This window comes from Franconibacter daqui (genome assembly GCF_014644275.1).
Taxonomy (GTDB): Bacteria; Pseudomonadota; Gammaproteobacteria; order Enterobacterales; family Enterobacteriaceae; genus Franconibacter; species Franconibacter pulveris.
This window is the reverse complement of record NZ_BMKJ01000008.1, coordinates 160,239-178,773: the sequence shown is the minus strand read 5'-3', so window position 1 is coordinate 178,773 and position 18,535 is coordinate 160,239. Positions and strand designations below refer to the sequence as shown.

Genomic DNA, 18,535 nt, shown 5'->3' with positions numbered 1-18,535 from the left:
TTCAGGCACATCTTCAGGCGGGAGGCGTTATGAAACAGACAGAAAGCTGGCGCTGGCTCAACGCGCCGCAGCAGTGGACGTTGCGCGATGACGTCCTGCATGCGACCACGGATAATGAAACCGATTTTTGGCAAAACACCTGGTATGGTTTTCAGCGCCACTCCGGCCATGTTTATGGGGTGGAAGCGAGCGGCGATTTCACTTTTCAACTGCGTGTCGAAGGCGACTTCACCACCCTTTACGATCAGGCGGGGCTGATGCTGCTCATTGATGAGCATCGCTGGCTCAAAGCGGGCATTGAGTATAACGACGACGCGCCAATGATAGGCAGCGTGCTGACGAACCTGAACTCCGACTGGGCGACCGGTATTTTCCCGGCGCGGCAAAACCACTTCTGGTTGCGTCTGACGCGCCTGAAAGGCGCGCTGCGCTTGCAGTATTCCACCGACGGCGACGTCTGGCCGCTGCTGCGCCTGTGTCCCTTTCCCGAAGCGGAGCGCTATTTTATCGGCGCGATGTGCTGCTCCCCAGGCCGGTCCGGGTTAAAGGTCGCTTTCAGCGAGCTCCAGCTCACCGAACCGCTCTCCAGAGCGCTGCACGACCTGAGCTGAACTGCGCAATTTCATACAATACGCCGGCACGCCTCCCCTTCTAAGCTACAGGGCGGATGAGAAAAGAGAGGCAGTAGATGTTAACAGGCGTGGTGTATGCCCTCGTGGCGGGGCTGTTCTGGGGATTGATTTTTGTTGGGCCGCTGATCGTGCCGGAATACCCGGCGGCGTTGCAATCGATGGGGCGTTATCTGGCGCTGGGCCTGATTGCGCTGCCCATCGCCTGGCTTGGCCGCGCGCGGCTAAAACAGCTTTCCCGCCGGGACTGGCTCACCGCGCTGGCGCTTACTATGATGGGCAACCTTATCTATTACGTCTGCCTTGCGAGCGCTATCCAGCGCACCGGCGCGCCTGTCTCCACCATGATAATCGGCACTTTGCCGGTGGTTATCCCGGTCTTCGCTAATCTGCTTTATAGCCAACGCGACGGCAAGCTGCCGTGGCGGCGCATGGCGCCTGCGCTGCTTTGCACCGCTTTTGGGCTGGTTTTCGTTAATATTGCGGAGCTCGATCGCGGCCTGCCCGACTTCAGCCTCTGGCGTTACAGTAGCGGCATTGCGCTGGCGCTGGTTTCGGTGGCCTGCTGGGCATGGTATGCGCTGCGTAATGCGCGCTGGCTGCGCGAGAACCCGAACAAGCACCCGATGATGTGGGCGACAGCCCAGGCGCTGGTGACGCTGCCCGTCTCGCTGGCCGGCTATGTGGGTGTCTGCTTCTGGCTGGATGGGAGCCAGGGCGACTTCGCGCTGCCTTTCGGGCCGCGGCCTGGCGTTTTTATCGCGCTCATGGTGGCGATTGCGGTGTGCTGCTCGTGGATTGGCGCGCTTTGCTGGAACCAGGCGAGCCAACGCTTGCCGACGGTTGTCCTCGGGCCGCTGATTGTCTTTGAAACGCTGGCCGGGCTTTTATATACCTTCCTGCTGCGCCAGGCTATGCCGCCGCTGATAACGCTTGCGGGTATCGCGCTGCTGGTGGCGGGCGTGGTGATAGCGGTGCGCGCGAGGCCGGAAAAGCCGACGGTGGAACCTGCGTCGGTGGATGAAAATAAACGCGCCGCATAAAGCGGCGCGTTCTTATCAGAAGGTTTCCCAGTTATTGTCCGCCGGACCGGCAGGCTGGGCTTTCAGCACGGGCGCCGCAACCGGCGTTTTCAGCGCGGTTTTCGTCGCGCCCGCCGCGGCCTGACGGCGCAGCTTGAACACGGCGACCGCGTCGTTAAGGCGCGCCGCCTGTTCTTCAAGCGCGGCCGCTGCGGCGGCGGACTCTTCCACCAGCGAGGCGTTCTGCTGGGTCACTTTGTCCATTTCCGCGACCGCCTGGCCGACCTGGTCGATACCACGGCTCTGCTCGTCCGAGGCAGAAGCGATTTCACCCATGATGTCCGTTACGCGCGTCACCGCGCCCACTATCTCTTTCATGGTGTCGCCCGCTTCGCGCACCAGCGTGCTGCCCGCATCAACGCGGTTGCCGGAGTTTTCGATCAGCGCTTTGATCTCTTTCGCCGCCTGAGCGCTGCGTTGCGCCAGCGTGCGTACTTCGCCCGCCACGACGGCGAAGCCGCGGCCCTGCTCGCCCGCGCGCGCCGCTTCCACCGCCGCATTCAGCGCGAGGATATTGGTCTGGAAAGCGATGCCGTCGATAACGTTGGTTATCTGCGCAATCTGACTGGAGCTTGCCGCAATCTCATCCATCGTTTTCACCACGCTGCTAACCACGTTGCCGCCTTTCTGCGCGGTTTCCGAGGCGCTGCGCGCCAGCTGGGTCGCCTGCCGGGCGTTATCCGCATTCTGCTTAACCGTTGCCGTCAGCTGTTCCATGCTGGCGGCCGTCTCTTCCAGCGACGCGGCCTGTTGCTCGGTGCGGGAAGAGAGATCGTTGCTGCCCGCAGAGATTTCGCCGGCGCCGGTGAAGATAGTATCGGTGCTGTCGCGTACGGCGCTGACGGTGTTGACCAGCGCCTGCTGCATTTCATGCAGGTTGCGGGCCAGCAACGCCATCTCGTTTTTGCCTTCCGCGTCGATAGCCTGCGTCAGGTCGCCTGCGGCAATAGTGCGGATGTGGCTTATCACGTCATGCAGCGGCATTAACAGCACCCGACGCATCGCCATCCAGCTTGCGATGATAACGGCGACGACAACCGCCATGATGGCGCTAAGCACCCAAAGGATACGCCTGTAGTCGTTTTCGTTGTCCGTAACGCCCGCGCTGGTAAGCTTCGCCTGCGCTGCGCGCCATTCGCGGTAAACCTTCTGCATGGCGACCTGCTTCTGCTCGGCGTTTTGCTTGAACATCTCCTCCAGGTTGCCCTGCGCCAGGAAAGTGTTCATGCGGGCAAGCGTGGCGTGGTAAATGCCATAGTGCTCTTCCAGACTATCAACAATATGCTCATCCATCCCCGGCGTTTCCGGCAGCGCATAGTATTTATCATAATGGCTCTGCGCTTCCGCCAGCAGGTTGTTCGCATTTTTCACCAGCTCATTGAGCTGCGCACCGTTAATCTGGTTCGCCATGCTGCTTTGCAGGCGCAGCATGCCGCGGTTAAGGGTAACGCGCGCCTGGTTGAGGCTTATCCAGGCGTCGGTAAACTCCGCCACGTTCTGGCTGGAAATCTGAGAGACGGAAAAGTTGTTTTTGTCGTTATTCAGCGCGCTGATAAACACGCCCGCTGAAATGAGCTGCAGCGCGCCCAGAACGCCCAGAACGGTGATTAAGAGAGTTATAACTTTTATACGTTTAAACATGAATTGCCTTATTGCAGGTGTTATCAGACGTGTATCTATCGGCAGGCAAAGCAGCTTGTTTAATAACTCTCCAGCGCATCGCGCCCGCAAACGCGCCTTTCCTGATAGCAATCAGCAAGTTAAATGTGGAAAAAAATTGTGACGCACCTCTCATTTTAATCCCCTGCCTCTAAGGGGTTATAGCTTCACTTAAAACATGTATTTAATATGCACCTTATATTCCTGATGATGAGGTAATCCCTATGGCCTTTCGCGATCGGCCCCTTGGCGAGCTGGCGCTTACCATTCCCCGCGCCTCTGCTTTATTCCGTAAATACGAACTCGACTTTTGCTGCGGCGGCAAGCAAACCCTGCTACGCGCCGCGACCCGGCAGAATCTGGATCTGGAAGCTATCGAAGCTGAACTGGCGACGCTTTCAGAAGAGCCGCTGGAAAAAGCGTGGCATAGCGCGCCGCTGGCGGAGATCATCGACCACATCCTTGTGCGTTACCATGACAGGCACCGTGAGCAACTGCCGGAACTCATTTTGCAGGCCGCCAAAGTAGAGCGCGTTCATGCGGATAAGCCTGGCGTGCCGAAAGGCCTCGCCAAATACCTGACCATGCTGCATGAAGAGCTGACCAGCCACATGATGAAAGAAGAGCGCATTCTGTTTCCGATGATCAAACAGGGCCAGGGCCGCCAGGCGGCAGGGCCGATAAGCGTCATGGAGAGCGAGCATGATGAAGCGGGCGAACTGCTGGAAGTGATTAAGCACGCCACCAATAACGTGACGCCGCCGCCGGAAGCCTGCACCACCTGGCGCGCAATGTATAACGGTATTAATGCGCTGATTGACGATCTGATGAACCACATCAGCCTTGAGAACACGATTCTTTTCCCGCGTGCCCTCGCAGGTGAAAAATAAAAAAGGCGCCCATTGAGCGCCTCTTCGTTTGACCTTTCGGGCCCGATACGTGGGCCCTTTTTTATTTGCGGAAGCTCGCCAGCCGTTTCTTGCCGATAAACAGCCAGCACACGCCCAGCACGACAAACCACAACGGCGTGACCAGTAGCGCCTGGCGGGTATCGTCTTCCAGCGTCAGCAGCGCGATAACAAAGACAAAGAACGCCATACAGACCCAGCACATCAGCTTACCGAGCGGCATCTTGTAGATAGACTTCTCATGCAGTTGCGGACGCTGTTTGCGATAAACCAGGTACGAGCAAAGGATGATGGTCCAGACGAACATAAACAGGATAGCCGATACCGTCGTAATCATGGTAAACGCGGTTATCACGTTCGGGTTCACATAGAGCATGACGACGCCGCCCAGCAGGCAGATACAAGAGAACGTCAGCCCTTTCGCCGGCACGGCGCGCTTAGAAAGTTTGGCGAACGCCTTCGGCGCCACGCCATCCTGCGCCAGCCCATAAAGCATACGGCTGGTGGAGAAGACGCCGCTGTTGGCGGAAGAGGCCGCAGAGGTCAGCACCACGAAGTTAATCAGGCTCGCCGCCGCAGGCAGCCCCACCAGCACGAACAGCTCAACGAACGGGCTCTTCGTCGGCACTACCGAGCTCCACGGCGTGACGGACATGATGATAATCAGCGCAAACACGTAGAACATGATGATGCGAATCGGAATGGAGTTGATGGCGCGCGGCAGCGATTTCTCCGGATCTTTGGTTTCCGCAGCCGTGGTGCCAACCAGCTCAATCCCCACAAACGCGAAGACCGCAATCTGGAAGCCGGCAAAGAAGCCGCTCAGTCCTTTCGGGAACCAGCCGCCTTCGTTCCACAGATGCGCGAACGATGCTTCAACGCCGGTCGGCGATTTGAAGTGCATCAGCACCATCACCAGCCCCACCACAATCAGCGAGACGATGGCGACGATTTTGATCATCGCGAACCAGAACTCCATCTCGCCAAACATCTTAACGGTGGCGAGGTTCAGGCTCAGCAGCAGCACCACGACGGCAAGCGAAGCGACCCAGTCTGAAAGACCGGGGAACCAGAACTGGGCGTAGGCGGTTATCGCCACCACGTCCGCCATGCCGGTCACGACCCAGCAGAACCAGTAAGTCCAGCCGGTAAAATAGCCCGCCCACGGGCCCAGCAGGTCGGCGGCAAAATCGCTGAAGGACTTGTATTCGAGATTGGAAAGCAGCAGTTCGCCCATCGCGCGCATCACAAAAAAGAGCATAAAGCCGATTATCATATAGACGAAAATAATCGACGGCCCCGCGAGGCTGATGGTTTTGCCGGAACCCATAAACAACCCGGTGCCGATAGCGCCACCGATGGCAATAAGTTGAATATGGCGGTTAGTGAGATTGCGCCGTAGCGACTGCTCCTCCGGAGCGGCCGTGGTATCGGCGACTTTAACCTGATCTACCATGTTTGTTTCCTGTTGTGTTGTTCAGGCTCTGCTGGCCTCTATATACGCGTTGAAGAGACGATGTCTTTCGCAAAACATCCTCGATATTAGGTAAGAACCGGAAGGTTGAATACTGAGTTTTAAATGCAATGTTAAATATATGTTTAAAATGAGTGTCAAATCACTTTCAGGCCGCGAAACGCATCACAAAAACACTACGGGCGCGAACGTAGCCAGCATAATTGCGCGTTTCTCTACCGTCTTATAAACAAAACCCCCGCCGAAGCGGGGGTTGTGGGTTCCTTTACAGGATTTCCAGCAATTCCACTTCGAATATCAGCGTGCTGAACGGTGGGATAGAAGCGCCCGCGCCGCGCTCGCCGTAAGCGAGGTTGTACGGGATAGCCAGTTCCCACTTTGAACCGACCGGCATCAGGGTCAGCGCTTCAATCCAGCCAGCGATAACGCCGCTTACCGGGAACTCTGCCGGTTCGCCGCGCGCAACGGAGCTGTCGAATACGGTGCCGTCGATAAGTTTGCCGGTATAGTGCACGCGTACGTGATCTTTACGGGAAGGGATCGGACCTTCGCCCTGGGTAATGACGCGGAACTGCAGGCCGGTTTCGGTGCTGTTCACGCCTTCACGCTGGCGGTTCTCTTCCAGATACTTTTCGCCTTCCACCGCCAGCGCTTTCTGGCGCTCGCGACGCACCGCATCGGCGCGTTCATGAATTTCACGCAGCGCGCGATGCACCACGTCTACCGGCACGACAGGCTGATTCCCTTCCAGCGCGTCACGCAGACCCGCCAGCAGCGCTTCCGGCATCAGCCCTTCCAGGCCGGACTCACGCAGCTGCTGACCAACCTGCAGACCAATACCGTAACTTGCTTGCGACTCGATGGTGTCAAAAGAAGGGGTCGTCATGGGTTTTCCTTTCATGAAGTGAAAAAATTCCGCGCAGCATAGCAGCCCTGCCACTCAGGGTAAAACTTTCCGTGGGAAAGATGACAAATTACGGAGAAACGGAAACAATACATGCAGACGTATACAATAAGGCGCTGACGTCACGAAAGATGACATTGCCACAGGCATCAAGCAGTTAGACAACTATACTGGATACACTTGCGCAGGCGACAGCGCGATGACACACACGGGAGGAACGCATGCCTGGACAATTCGCCTTTAAACCCACCCTGGCGCGGATTTGGCACGCCCCGGACCGGCTGCGGATTATGGATCCGCTGCCGCCCTTACATCGCCGCGGCATTATTCTTGCCGCCGTGGTTATTATCATCTGCTTTCTCTGGCCTTCGCCGGAAGAGCCCACAAGGCCGGTCACGCGCGACGCCCAGCTCGATATCCGCTCCTCCTCACAGGAGCCGATGCAGGCGGAACTGGTCAATCCGCCCGCCAGCGCCCCGCAAACAACGCAGCCCGTGGAGCCGCAGCCGGTACAGGAGCCTGCACCTGCTGAAAATCAGGCGTCGCAGCCTTTCCAGCCGAAGAATAATGATATCGATCAGCAGTGGCGCACCTATCGCGTAGAGTCGGGCAAAACGCTGGCGCAGCTGTTCCGCGACCATAATCTTCCCGCGACAGATATTTACGCGATGGCGAAAGTGGAGGGTGAAGGCAAGCCGCTGAGCAACCTCCAGACCGGCCAGATGGTGCAGGTTCGCCAGAACGCCAGCGGCGTGGTGACGGCCCTGACTATTGATGTTTCCGAGAACCAGCAGGTGCTGTTTACCCGTCAGCCGGACGGCAGCTTTATTCGCGTCCGTTAAGTCTCTGAAAGCCGGGCAAGCCCGCCCTGCCCGGCGCTCTCCTCAAGCGCTTCTTTTATTTACCCACCAGATCCCCGAGCAAACCAGCACCAGCGCGAGGGCATATTTTATTTCGAAAATGTTTTCCCCGAGGAAAATGGCGGAGAGCACCGTGCCTGCAATCGGCACCACAAAGTTAAACGGCGCTATCATGCTCACCCGGTTGTGCTTGAGCAGCACGCTCCATAACGCGAAAGCGACAGAGGAGAGCAGCGTCAGGTAAGCCAGCACCGCCGCCGCCTTTGCGCTATGCAGCTCCAGCGTGCCGCCCGTCAGATAGCCGCCCGCCACCAGCACGCCGCCGCCAAAGGCGAGCTGCCAGCCGGTCATCACCGTGGGGTCGACAATCTGGGAAATGCGTTTCCCGTAAAGCGTGGCCGCCGAGAGAATAAACGCCGCCAGCACCACGAAGCCGTCGCCCGTCCAGACAAAGTGAAAATCCACCAGCGAATCGGTAAAGTTCACCAGCATCACGCCTGCAAACCCAAGAACGCAGCCCAGCGTTTTGTTATAGCTCAGCCTGTCGTTCTGGTAGATAAAATGCGCCAGCAACACGCTGAAGAACGTGCCGGTGGCGTTCATGATCGAACCCTTCACGCCGGTGGTAAAGGCAAGCCCTACATAGAAAAACACATACTGAATCGAGGTCTGCGTGAGGCCCAGCAGGGCCAGCTGTCCGTACTGCTGCGAACTGAGCCTGGCGATAGGTTTTCGCTGCGCAAGGGCGAAAAGCAACAGCAACAGCCCGGCAAACAGGAAGCGGTAGCCTGCGAAGACAACCTTCGACGGGATATCGTCGGTGGCTATCTGAAAGAGTTCATAACCGATCTTGATGGCGGGATAAGCGCTTCCCCACAGTAAACAGCAGAGCGTTGCGCCAGCATAAGCGACATTTTTACGGGCGAAAAGAGGGGCCTGAAGCGTGGTTTCCATAGCACGTTCCAAATATAAAATAGCGTTTCATTTTATTATCAAGGAACGGAGGGAGAATAGCCATCATACCAGAACAAAAGCGGGAGCCAGCTAGCTTTAAAAGCAAAACGCCGGCGCAAGGCCGGCGTTTCTACGTAATGATGAATAATAACTTATTCAGCGACTACGTTTACAGTCAGTTTAGCGAATACTTCGCTGTGAACCTGGAAGTCCACTTCGTGCTCGCCAGTGGTACGCAGAACGCCGTTCGGCAGACGAACTTCGCTCTTAGCCACTTCAACGCCTGCTGCAGTTACAGCGTCAGCGATGTCGCGGGTACCGATGGAACCGAACAGTTTACCTTCGTCGCCAGATTTGGACGCGATGGTAACAGAGCCCAGCGCGTTGATTTTCTCAGCGCGAGCTTCAGCAGCCGCCAGAACGTCAGCCAGTTTAGCTTCCAGTTCAGCACGACGTGCTTCGAAGAACTCAACGTTTTTCTTGGTAGCCGGCACAGCTTTGCCCTGCGGAACCAGGAAGTTACGAGCGTAGCCCGCTTTAACGTTTACCTGGTCGCCCAGGCTGCCCAGGTTTGCTACTTTATCAAGCAGAATAACTTGCATTACCTTATCCTCTCAAAGTCGTATTAATGGACCGTGACCGATTACTGATGACGATCAGTGTACGGCAGCAGGGACAGGTAGCGAGCGCGTTTGATAGCGCGAGCCAGCTGACGCTGGTATTTTGCACGGGTACCGGTGATACGGCTCGGGACAATCTTACCGCTTTCGGTGATGTAGTTTTTCAGCGTAGCGATATCTTTATAGTCGATCTCTTGAACGCCTTCCGCGGTGAAACGGCAGAACTTGCGACGACGGAAATAACGTGCCATTTGGCTAGTCTCCAGAATCTATCAATTCAATCTGCTCGGCATGCAACACCATTTTCGTCAGGCCATTTCGCGCCTTGTGGCAGCAGATAAAGCCATGAACGGTAATGTGCGTGCCGACCGTTATACTGTGAGTAACGGCCTGGTTCTCGTGCCCGCTGATAATAACCGGCATCTGACACCACGCCTGCCGGTGAAAACCGGCTTCCTCCTGCACAGAACGGTGCTCAAGCACGAACTGGCAGTGAGGAATTCCTGATGGGCTGACCTTTCGAAGGGGTGCCCTGCACACGGTGCCGGACAACACCAGACGGTTGGCCATCAGTAATTACTCTTCAGAATCCCCAGCATCAGCATCATCTGCGGTTTCGTTTGCGAAATCTTCGCGACGCTCACGGCGCTCGTCTTTCGCTTTAACCATCGGAGATGCTTCAGTCACGGCGTGTTTGGTACGCATAACCATGCTGCGGATAACGGCATCGTTGAAGCGGAAGTTAGTTTCCAGCTCATCGATAACTTCCTGCGGCGCTTCAACGTTCATCAGAACATAGTGCGCTTTGTGCAGTTTGTTGATCGGGTAAGCCAGCTGACGGCGGCCCCAGTCTTCCAGACGGTGGATCTTGCCTTCTGCACCAGTGATAGCACCAGTGTAACGCTCGATCATGCCCGGAACCTGTTCGCTCTGGTCAGGATGGACCATAAAAACGATTTCGTAATGACGCATCGAATTGCTCCTTACGGATTATTCAGCCTCCTGTCTGGGTCAGCCGCGGCCCGGGGAGGCAAGGAACGTGTTAAAGGGCGGCTGAAAAATTGACGCGTCATTCTACTTGCGCCCCTTCGTAAACTCAAGGTAATTGAGCAAATAATTACCTCCCGCGCTCAGGCGCTTTCTAATGTGTTGTTTTGCTGTCTTTAACCGCTCTTCGCCGCTGTTTTTTGCACGACTTGTTCAAAAACGGTCGCTTTTTAAACAAGAAAGTGGCGTTACACTTTTTATAAGGGTCATTAAGAAAGGAGGAACAGCCGAACGTAACTGATTAGCTGTAGTGGAGCGTGCCTATGAAAACCTTCACATTGATTCTTCTGGCTGCGCTTTTACCTGCCGTAAACGCAACCGCAGCCATAGAAATGCAAGGCCCTATGGCCAAAAATATGGACGATGTGCACAGCCTTGGCGTTATTTATATCAACCATAATCGCGCCAGCGGCAGCGAGGCGGATCGGATGATAATTAACGAGACCGCGGTGGTCAGCGCGACGGCGCATCTTCCGCCTGCTGAACCGCAAATCCGGTAATAAATTCAGGATGAATGTGGGTACAGGCATTCATCGACTTACACCAGGATAACCACAACGAGAAAATTGCCAGACCTTTTCCGCCCCCGTTCCGGGGGCTTTTTTCTGTTTATAAATACGTAGTGAAAAAGCGCGTGGCGGACTCCAGCGCCAGCGGCGTGATGCGATGCTTAACGCCCGCCTCCCATACGCAAGTTAAATTTTTATTCAGTTCCTCGCGCGCCAGCGCATGCTGCAGGCGGAAACTCTCAACCGCAGGCACTACGTCATCGGCTTCACCATGCCATAAAAAAAGCGGCCGATCGGCAAGGTTCGCCAGTTGCCGCCCCGCCTCATAAGGAGCAAGCGGCGCCAGCACGCTGTCGAACGCTTCCGGCGGCGGGAACAGCGTTTTTGCAAGCGAACTGTAATAGCCCGACCCCATCAGCGAAGCTACGCAGCGCACCTCGGCATGACGTCCCATGATGCCCAACGCCGTCATGCCGCCCATGGAAGCGCCGCCCACCGCCAGCCGCCCTTCCTCTACCAGATTGGCAGCGAACAAAGCGTCCCGCAGCGCCGGATATTCCGCGAGGTTGCCATGCAGGATAGGCCAGAAACGCTGTGAACGACTTGCCGCATCGCCGTTGAACCGTGCGCCATGTTCTGGCGCGTCCGGCATGACCACGCGAAAACCGACCTGCGCCAGCGCGACGGCGAAATAGCTGTAGACCGTTTTGGAGGAGGCAAAGCCGTGATAAAACAGCACCGTAGGTAGAGGCGTGTATCGCTGCCCTGCCGGAAAGGCATGAAGGACTTCGCCTTCGCACAGCCTGTCTGTTGTGATTTCAATCATCGCGAGTAAGCCCCTTGCGTACTATATATGCATATATGGACGTTTTTTGTTCTGTAAAACCACCTTGTCAATCAGGCGGCAGGTTGAGATGTACATTACGCTTTTGGCATTCGCTCACCCGAAAAGCGCGCCTGAGATAACAGAACGGGAACCTCCCTCATACTTTCTGTTTATCCCCAACTACACTGAGGCTATGAGGTAAAGAGAAATGATAATGCAACGAATCGCTCCCCTTTTGCTGGTTTTTACGCTGAGCGCATGCAGTACCTTACAGGGCACGCCCCAACCTCCTCCGCCGGTGGCTGACCAGCCGCAGGAGATTCAGCGTAATCAAACGCAGGGACTGGTGAAAATCGGCACCGTCACCTCGCTTGAACGCGGTTCGCCTGATGACAGCCTGCGAGAGTTGCGTGCAAAAGCCGCGGCGGCAAAAGCCGATTACTATCAGGTGTTGGTGAACGACGAAACCGTCGTTCCAGGCCGTTGGTATGGCCAGGCGATACTGTTTCGTAAAGCGCCATAACAAGGGTAATTAAGCAAATTTACACTGCCTTGCGTACGTTGATCGTTACTTGTGCACAATTATCTCCTGTAAAGCCTGACGGACCGGGACCAGAACGCGAAGGAACGCCCTGCTCAGACAGGGTAATGTGAGGAGACGATGATAATGAAACAATCGCTTGCTTTGACCTCCCTGCTGCTTTCCGTAGGGCTTATCACCACCTCTGCCCAGTCGGCGGAAAACGCCAGCGCTGACCGCGTAACCGGGCTTAACGAAATCGGCACCATTTCGGTGAGCGAAGTCGTTGGCAGCCCGCAAGAGGTCGAGCGCATTATCGCCTGGAAAGCGGACGAACAGGGCGCCTCCTACTACCGCATCGTGCAGATGCATGAAACCACCCGCGCCGACAGCTGGCAGGTGCAGGCGATTATCTATGCCTGACGGTGTTATTTTCGCCATAAATTGGCGATTTATACCGCTCGCCATGATCTAAATCATTATTCATAGAAATAAATGGTTACATTTGAGTAATAAATATTCGTCATCTGCTGCCGTTGAACGAGCCAACCCCTAACTTTCTACAGGCTCGTTTATGACACTTTTTTTTCGCCGCTGGGGGCTTGGCGCGAAGCTCTCCTTGCTGACCGGTCTTGCCGTCGCCCTGCTTTTTTTGCTTTTTACGCTCGCCCTAAGCCATAAAGCCAGCCAGCAGCTTGAGGCGCTGGCCGTCGAGGACTTACATAATCAGGCCACCAGCGTGGTGGATATGGTGCAGATGTTCGACAGCAGCCTGAACGCCGAAGTGGCGAGCTACACCACGCTGTTCAACAGCTTTCTGCCGCAGCCTCTTACCCGTGACGCCAGCCAGCCGCAGACTATTAACGGCATTCGCGTGCCGATGCTGAAAGGTGGCGACGTTTCGCTGCATGAAAACAACGCGCTGCCCGATGATTTTCTCGCCCGCACCGGCGCTATCGCCACGCTGTTCGTCCGCAGCGGCGATGATTTCGTGCGCGTAGCGACTTCGCTACGTAAAGAAAACGGCGATCGCGCTATCGGCACGCAGCTCGACCGCGAAAGCCCCGCCTTCGCCGCCATCGCCCGTGGCGAGACGTATCGCGGTCTGGCCTACCTGTTTGGCAAGCGTTACATCACTCAATATCAGCCCGTTAAAGACGCCAGCGGCGAGGTTATCGCCATTCTGTTTGTCGGCGTAGATATCACCGCCTCCTGGCAAGTGATGCGCGAAAAAATCCTTAGCCGCCGCCTGGGCGACAGCGGTCATTTCTATGTGCTGAATGGCGCAGCCGGCAAAAACTACGGCCAGTTTCTGTTCCACAGCAAACAGGAAGGCCAGCTTCCGCAGTGGCCGGACGCCATCCAGCAAACGCTGCTGAAAACGGATTCAGGCACGCTGGAGCGGGAAAACGCCCAGGGCCGTAAAGTGTTGATGAGCTTTACCCGCCTGCCCGGCTGGAACTGGGTTATCGTCGGCGAAGCGGATAAAGCGGTGCTGCTGGCGAACGTCACCACGCTGCGCAACCAGTTCCTGGCGGCCGGCATCATCATTTCTCTTCTCTTTGCCGCCGTCTTTGTCTGGATGACGCGCCGCCTGTTGACGGCGCCGCTGCGTGAAGCGATAGCGCTGGCGCAGCAGTACGCAGCGGGCGATTTACGCTCGGCTATTCAGACCGACAGGCATGATGAAGTCGGCCAGCTTATTCATGCGCTGAACGGCATCGGCAACGGTTTGCAGGAGATTGTGAGTAAAGTGCGCGACGCCGCTGGCGATATCCGTCAGGGCACAACCGCCCTTGCCGCCGACAGCGGAGAGATCAGCGAGCAAATCAACAAGCAGGCGAGCAGCGTGGAAGAGACCTCCGCCAGCATGGAGCAGCTGGCGGCCACCGTGCAGCAGAATGCGGCCACTATGGCGCAGACGCAGAGCCTGGTGAAAGAGGCCTCCCACGCGGTGCATGAGGGGGGTGAAACCGTTGGCAATGCCGTGGTGACGATGGACGCAATCCGCGTTGCGTCGCAGCGCATCGCCGATATCACGCAGGTTATCGAATCCATCGCGTTCCAGACTAACATCCTGGCGTTGAATGCCGCCGTTGAAGCCGCCCGCGCGGGTGAACATGGCAAAGGCTTTGCGGTCGTCGCGCAGGAAGTCCGCGCGCTGGCGGCGCGCAGCGCCAACGCGGTAAAAGAGATTGATGAGCTTATCAGCGACACGCTTGGCAAAGTGAGCGAAGGGCACCAGCTGTCTGAGCAGACGCGCCAGGCGATGGAGGTCATTATTGGCCGCATCGATCAGATAAACCAACTGGTGACAGAGATAAGTCACGCCTCGCACGAGCAATCCGCGGGTATCGGCCAGGTCAATATCGCCATGGCGCAGATTGGCGAAGCGACGCACATCAATGCCGGACGGGTCTCCCGCAGCGAACAGACGGCGCAGTCGCTACGGGAGAAAGGGCATCATCTCAACGAGCTGGTAAGCCTTTTCCATCTGAAAGGGTAATTACCCCGCCCCGCCGGTGGCGCGCAACAGCACATCGTTCAGAACCGATTCTGAAAGCTGGCTGCCGCCGCGGGCATCCAGCGCCATCTGGCACCAGGCTTCGGCCATCGGTGGTGTGACGTGTCGGAGTAACTGCGCGCCGACGGCAAGCGCGTACAGTTGCTCCGTCAATAACCTTGCGGCAGCCTCCTGCGGCTTACGCAACTGCTGCTGAAGCTGCCGCCAGGCGCGATCGAAATGGCGATTGCGTCCTTTCACTTCATCAAACTCCGCGTGCAGCATCTCCATCGTCCCTGCGTGGCGCGAAAGCACGCGCAGCACGTCAAGACACATAATATTGCCGGAGCCTTCCCAGATGCTGTTGACCGGCATCTCACGGTAAAGACGCGGCAGCTCGTTTTCTTCGCAATAGCCGATACCGCCCAGCACCTCCATCGCTTCGGCGACGAAAGGAATGCCGCCTTTACAGACCGCGTATTTCGCCGCTGGCGTAAAGAGACGGCAAAACGCCGTGTCCCGCTCGTCGCCGCGCTTCTCCCATGCGCCCGCCAGGCGAAACAGCAGCGCCGTTTGCCCTTCAAGCTGCAGCGCCATTCGTCCCAGCACCTGGCGCATCAGCGGCTGTTCAATCAGGTTTTTGCCGAACGCCTGCCGCTGGTGGGCGTGATAAAGCGCCACCGACAACGCCCGACGCATCAGGCCGTGGCTGCCCAGCGCACAGTCAAAGCGGGTCATGCCGCCCATCTTCAGGATCTGCCTGACCCCTTCTCCCTCCTCGCCCACCAGCCAGCCGGCGGCGTCAAAAAACTCCGCTTCGCTGCTGGCGTTGGAGCGGTTGCCAAGCTTCTCTTTCAGCCGCTCAAGTCGCACCGCGTTGCGCTGGCCGTCCGGTAAAAAGCGAGGGACGAAAAAGCAGGAGAGCCCGCCTTTCGCCTGCGCCAGCACCAGATGCGCGTCGCTCTGCGGCACCGAGAAAAACCATTTATGCCCCACCAGCCGGTAAGCTTCTCCCGGCCCCGGCTGCGCCAGCGGCTCCGCCCTGGTGGTGTTGCTGAGCACGTCCGAACCGCCCTGTTTTTCCGTCATGCCCATGCCAATCAGCAGGCCGCGCTTCTGCGCGCCAGGCTGCAGGTGGGCATCGTAACGGTCGCTCAGCAACGGCTTTAGCCAGTCCTGAAACGGCGCAGGCAGCGCGCTTTGCAGCAAAGGCGTGGCGGCGAACGTCATGGTGATGGGGCAAAGCGTACCCGCCTCTACCTGCGCATGCAGCACAAAGCGCGCGGCGCGGGCGACAAACGAGCCGTGACGCGCCTCCTCCTGCCAGGGAAGGTTATGCACCCGGTTGGCGCATAGCCCCTGCATAAGCAAGTGCCAGGCGGGATGAAAGCGTACGTCATCCAACCGCGCGCCGCTGGCGTCGTAGCGCAGCAGCTCCGGCGGGTTGGCATTCGCCAGCCGCCCCAGCTCCAGCGATTCCGCCGTGCCGAGCTGCTGGCCGATGCTGGCGAGCAGCTCGGCATCCCACCCTGCGCCTTCGCGGTTTACCGCCTCGCGCAACGCGGCGTCGGATAAAAAGAGGTTGCTGTTATTTAAGGGAATGGGTTGGTTAAATACGGTATGCGTTTGCCACGGCATGCTTACTCCCTCCGTTGCGAATCCCGCCACTTATTATGGCAGCGGGGAAAAGGCGCGCGCGGGATGAGGTCACAAAAGTGCGGTTAGCCTGCGATATAGTGCGGCACAAAACGCGAAGTATCTTTGGTAATCAGCGTACTGTCTTCGCGAATGCCCATTCCTGCCGCCTCGTCATCCACAATCCAGCTGCCTATCAGCGTATAGCTGTCGCCAAAACGCGGCAGCGGCTGAAAAGCCTGCCAGATAACCGGCTCTGCGCTATAGCCGCCGCCCTGCTGGTCCACAACATTATGCTGGCCGTCAAAGATAGCGATGTTTTCGCCTTCACGAGAAAAGAGCGGCTTTCGCACATAACTTTCTCCCGGCGCAACGAGCGCCGCGTCGCCATCAAACCAGGCGGGAAGCAGGTTGGGATGGCGCGGGAAAAACCGCCACAGCAGCGGCAGCAGCCCTTTATTGCTCAAAATACTTTTCCACAGCGGCTCTATCCAGCGCTCATGGCGTTTACGCAGCAGCGGACCGTTATCGTCACGCATCATCCATTCCAGCGGGTAGAGCTTAAAAGCGTGCCGCACAACGTTATCCTGCAAATCCGTCAGCAAGCCGCCCACGCCGAGCCCCAGGTCTTCCATATAGATAAAGCGCGTATCAAGGCCCGCCTGAATGGCGCAATCTTGCAGATAAAGCACGGTGCCGCGGTCTTCATCCGTCTCTTTGCAGCAGCAGAAATAGAGCGGCTCTGCGCCTTTTATTTCGGCAAAGCGGGCGATCAGTTTTTCCTGAATCGCGTTGTACTGATCGGCATGGCGCGGAATTAGCCTCTGGGCGCGCGCATCCTCCAGCCAGAGCCACTGGAAGTAAGCGGATTCATACAGCGAGGTGGGCGTATCGGCATTATATTCCAGCAGCTTTACCGGCCCCTGTCCGCACCAGACAAAATCCATGCGGCCATAGAGCGAAGGGTCTTTTTCCCGCCAGCTGCGCGCAACCGCGTCCCAGTACAGTTCCGGAATAGCCAGCTGCGTCAGAATAGCGTCATCGCGTACTGCCCGGTCGACCACTTCAAGACACATCGCATGCAGTTCGTTGGTCGGTTGCTCAATCTGATCTTCAATCTGCCTGAGCGTAAAGCGGTAAGCGCGGCTCTCATCCCAGTAGACCTCGTCATCAATAATATGAAAATTGAAGCCGTGGCTGCGGGCGATGCGCTCAAGCCCTGGACGCACCGGCACATGATGACGCAGCATCTAGCCTCCCCAACTGCCGTGGGAGCCGGAAGCGCGTCCGAAGCCGCCGCGCGCGAGCGTTTTAACGCTTCGGGTCGCGTAGCCATTCACGCTGGATTTTGAACGGGAGCGCCAGGCGTAATCGCCTGATGTGTTGCGCCAGACCGGGCGGGAAGAATAGACCGAGCCGCCATGGTAATAAGTGCTGTGGCTCTGCTGGTCTTCATCTGGTTTTTGCCGTTTCGCCAGCAGGAAACCAGCCATGACCGGCACCCATGTGCGCCGCAGCGCATCATAAGTGCAGCTCTCGTAACGTTCATAACAGGCAGCCCAGGTCAGCGGCAGCGAAGCCTCTTGCTCAAAGGCGACCTTCGCGTTATCCCAGGCGGCAGTACAGGCTTCACGCGGGTTATCATCGGCGACGCAGGCGTCGACAGACTGATAAAAATAACCGTCGCCATCGTTATCGCTGGCTTTGTCGCCGCTTTTAATCGCGAAAAAGGCCGCGCCGCCCATAATGGCAAGCGTTAACACTTTCGGCCCTTTTCTTTTCTTATTGCCTTTATAAATATCCAGATCGGCAGAATTCATTACCGGACTGGGGAGACGGCGTTTCTTGCGCCTCTTCCTTGATGCCGCCATGTTTACCCTTTATTACCGTTGATGTTTACCAGGTCATGCATGCCGCGTTGAGAATGCCGCCCGCCAGCGACGCAGCGCCCATAAATACGCCGGCGGCAATGTTGCCATCTGCGATTTTATTACTCAGCTTCGGCATATAAACCCGCACGCCGCCATAGATTATAAGCTGAACGACCAGCGCAATCGCCCCCCAAATTAAATAGTCCAGCAGGCTCACAGAGTTGATGGCCGCGCTGGCAAGGGGGATGACATAGCCGAGTATCGCTCCGCTAAATGCGGCGGCGGCCGAGCTATTATTCTCTTTAATTAACTGCCATTCGTTGTACGGGGTGATGCGGGTGTAGATAAACATAAAGCAGTTAATCATCACCAGCCCGATAAAAAAGTAAGCGCAAAACGCCATCAATCCATGGAATGTCTGCACGGTCGCTTCTCCCGATCCGGTTAAAAGTAATGAATTCAACAGGCCTTGCGCCTGTGATGTTTATGGTAGCAGTCTGCGCAGAGTAACTGATTTTGCTGCCAAAACTTTAC

General features: G+C 57.1%; 21 protein-coding genes. 8 read left to right on the top strand and 13 right to left on the bottom strand.

The features are described from left to right. Positions 1-29: 29 nt before the first annotated feature. Positions 30-611 carry a DUF1349 domain-containing protein gene (locus IEX01_RS20510; protein WP_188724455.1) on the top strand — a complete coding sequence of 194 codons (582 nt, stop codon included), beginning with the start codon at positions 30-32 and terminating at the stop codon, positions 609-611. Between the two features lie 77 nt (positions 612-688). Next, a complete protein-coding gene (locus IEX01_RS20505; RefSeq protein WP_024559748.1) occupies positions 689-1,672 on the top strand; it encodes a DMT family transporter in 984 nt (327 codons plus the stop codon). A 15-nt stretch (positions 1,673-1,687) separates the two neighbouring features. Here the strand turns inward: IEX01_RS20505 and IEX01_RS20500 are convergent, their stop codons facing one another. Next, positions 1,688-3,352, bottom strand: a complete 1,665-nt coding sequence (locus IEX01_RS20500; protein ID WP_188724454.1) for a methyl-accepting chemotaxis protein — start codon at positions 3,350-3,352, stop codon at positions 1,688-1,690. 242 nt (positions 3,353-3,594) lie between these two features. On the opposite strand from IEX01_RS20500, the gene ytfE reads away from it, so the two are divergent. After that, the gene (gene ytfE, locus IEX01_RS20495) at positions 3,595-4,260 is read left to right on the top strand and encodes an iron-sulfur cluster repair protein YtfE (RefSeq protein ID WP_024558120.1); all 666 of its coding nucleotides are present in this window, start codon (positions 3,595-3,597) and stop codon (positions 4,258-4,260) included. Positions 4,261-4,321: 61 nt separating this feature from the next. Here ytfE and cycA read toward each other — a convergent pair whose 3' ends face one another. Then, the gene (cycA, locus tag IEX01_RS20490; RefSeq protein ID WP_024558121.1) at positions 4,322-5,734 is read right to left on the bottom strand and encodes a D-serine/D-alanine/glycine transporter; all 1,413 of its coding nucleotides are present in this window, start codon (positions 5,732-5,734) and stop codon (positions 4,322-4,324) included. Positions 5,735-6,017: 283 nt separating this feature from the next. Next, positions 6,018-6,638, bottom strand: a complete 621-nt coding sequence (gene bamJ, locus IEX01_RS20485) for a BamJ family beta-barrel-assembly machinery protein (RefSeq protein WP_024558122.1) — start codon at positions 6,636-6,638, stop codon at positions 6,018-6,020. Between the two features lie 239 nt (positions 6,639-6,877). Here bamJ and IEX01_RS20480 point away from each other — a divergent pair, with 239 nt between their 5' ends. Continuing rightward, the gene (locus IEX01_RS20480) at positions 6,878-7,498 is read left to right on the top strand and encodes an OapA family protein (RefSeq protein WP_024559752.1); all 621 of its coding nucleotides are present in this window, start codon (positions 6,878-6,880) and stop codon (positions 7,496-7,498) included. A 42-nt stretch (positions 7,499-7,540) separates the two neighbouring features. Here IEX01_RS20480 and IEX01_RS20475 read toward each other — a convergent pair whose 3' ends face one another. The 5 genes from IEX01_RS20475 to rpsF all read right to left on the bottom strand — a co-directional run bounded on the left by IEX01_RS20475 (position 7,541) and on the right by rpsF (position 10,062). Beyond that, positions 7,541-8,470, bottom strand: coding sequence for a DMT family transporter (locus IEX01_RS20475; RefSeq protein WP_188724453.1), 930 nt, complete (start codon positions 8,468-8,470; stop codon positions 7,541-7,543). A gap of 152 nt (positions 8,471-8,622) precedes the next feature. Beyond that, on the bottom strand, positions 8,623-9,072 hold the full coding sequence (gene rplI / locus IEX01_RS20470; RefSeq protein ID WP_024554930.1) for a 50S ribosomal protein L9: 450 nt from the start codon (positions 9,070-9,072) through the stop codon (positions 8,623-8,625). Positions 9,073-9,113: 41 nt separating this feature from the next. After that, positions 9,114-9,341, bottom strand: a complete 228-nt coding sequence (gene rpsR, locus IEX01_RS20465; RefSeq protein ID WP_000135199.1) for a 30S ribosomal protein S18 — start codon at positions 9,339-9,341, stop codon at positions 9,114-9,116. A 4-nt stretch (positions 9,342-9,345) separates the two neighbouring features. Further along, on the bottom strand, positions 9,346-9,660 hold the full coding sequence (priB, locus tag IEX01_RS20460) for a primosomal replication protein N (RefSeq protein ID WP_024559754.1): 315 nt from the start codon (positions 9,658-9,660) through the stop codon (positions 9,346-9,348). A gap of 6 nt (positions 9,661-9,666) precedes the next feature. Continuing rightward, a complete protein-coding gene (gene rpsF / locus IEX01_RS20455) occupies positions 9,667-10,062 on the bottom strand; it encodes a 30S ribosomal protein S6 (RefSeq protein ID WP_024558126.1) in 396 nt (131 codons plus the stop codon). A 419-nt stretch (positions 10,063-10,481) separates the two neighbouring features. Here rpsF and IEX01_RS21655 point away from each other — a divergent pair, with 419 nt between their 5' ends. Next, entirely contained in the window at positions 10,482-10,637 is a 156-nt protein-coding gene (locus IEX01_RS21655) for a hypothetical protein (protein WP_229701887.1), read from the top strand. A gap of 109 nt (positions 10,638-10,746) precedes the next feature. Here the strand turns inward: IEX01_RS21655 and yjfP are convergent, their stop codons facing one another. Beyond that, the gene (yjfP, locus tag IEX01_RS20445; RefSeq protein WP_188724452.1) at positions 10,747-11,472 is read right to left on the bottom strand and encodes an esterase; all 726 of its coding nucleotides are present in this window, start codon (positions 11,470-11,472) and stop codon (positions 10,747-10,749) included. Positions 11,473-11,686: 214 nt separating this feature from the next. On the opposite strand from yjfP, the gene bsmA reads away from it, so the two are divergent. The 3 genes from bsmA to IEX01_RS20430 all read left to right on the top strand — a co-directional run bounded on the left by bsmA (position 11,687) and on the right by IEX01_RS20430 (position 14,498). Continuing rightward, a complete protein-coding gene (gene bsmA / locus IEX01_RS20440) occupies positions 11,687-11,995 on the top strand; it encodes a biofilm peroxide resistance protein BsmA (protein ID WP_024558129.1) in 309 nt (102 codons plus the stop codon). A 144-nt stretch (positions 11,996-12,139) separates the two neighbouring features. Next, entirely contained in the window at positions 12,140-12,415 is a 276-nt protein-coding gene (locus IEX01_RS20435; RefSeq protein WP_024558130.1) for a YdgH/BhsA/McbA family protein, read from the top strand. A gap of 151 nt (positions 12,416-12,566) precedes the next feature. Beyond that, positions 12,567-14,498 (top strand): methyl-accepting chemotaxis protein, encoded by a 1,932-nt coding sequence (locus tag IEX01_RS20430; RefSeq protein ID WP_188724451.1) that lies wholly within the window; start codon positions 12,567-12,569, stop codon positions 14,496-14,498. Here the strand turns inward: IEX01_RS20430 and IEX01_RS20425 are convergent, their stop codons facing one another. From IEX01_RS20425 to IEX01_RS20410, 4 genes are all read right to left on the bottom strand, one after another. Further along, positions 14,499-16,133 carry an isovaleryl-CoA dehydrogenase gene (locus IEX01_RS20425; protein WP_188724450.1) on the bottom strand — a complete coding sequence of 545 codons (1,635 nt, stop codon included), beginning with the start codon at positions 16,131-16,133 and terminating at the stop codon, positions 14,499-14,501. Positions 16,134-16,216: 83 nt separating this feature from the next. After that, positions 16,217-17,380, bottom strand: coding sequence for a glutathionylspermidine synthase family protein (locus IEX01_RS20420; protein ID WP_188724449.1), 1,164 nt, complete (start codon positions 17,378-17,380; stop codon positions 16,217-16,219). Beyond that, on the bottom strand, positions 17,381-17,950 hold the full coding sequence (locus IEX01_RS20415) for a DUF1190 domain-containing protein (RefSeq protein WP_229701886.1): 570 nt from the start codon (positions 17,948-17,950) through the stop codon (positions 17,381-17,383). It lies immediately after the preceding gene. Positions 17,951-18,026: 76 nt separating this feature from the next. After that, positions 18,027-18,425, bottom strand: a complete 399-nt coding sequence (locus IEX01_RS20410) for a DUF350 domain-containing protein (RefSeq protein WP_024557209.1) — start codon at positions 18,423-18,425, stop codon at positions 18,027-18,029. Positions 18,426-18,535: the final 110 nt, after the last annotated feature.